Here is a 261-nt window from a genome sequence, read left to right as displayed (position 1 = left end):
GTCGTGCAGGCCGCGGATACGGTCCTCGACGCCGTCGCGGGCGGTCAGCATGATGACCGGCGTCTGGCGCACGCTGCGCAGCGACCGCAGCACCGCGAAGCCATCCCTGCCCGGCAGCATCGCGTCCAGCACGATCACGTCGTAATCATGCTCCAGCGCCAGGTGTTGGCCGTCGATGCCGTTATGCGCGACATCCACCGCGCAGCCCTGCTCACCCAGGCCCTTGCGCAGGTAATCCGCCGTCTTCAGTTCATCTTCGAC

1 protein-coding gene is annotated in these 261 nt (G+C 67.0%); it reads right to left on the bottom strand.

Annotation, left to right across the window (positions count from 1 at the left end; genetic code table 11):
• Positions 1–261: response regulator (locus ACRHNM_RS17145; RefSeq protein WP_431137850.1), on the bottom strand; the 261-nt coding region annotated here is incomplete at both ends.

Source organism: Psychroserpens mesophilus (genome assembly GCF_050617655.1).
Lineage (GTDB): Bacteria > Bacteroidota > Bacteroidia > Flavobacteriales > Flavobacteriaceae > Psychroserpens > Psychroserpens mesophilus_A.
The sequence above is the reverse complement of the archived record's forward strand: the minus strand, read 5'-3'. Positions and strand labels throughout refer to the sequence as shown.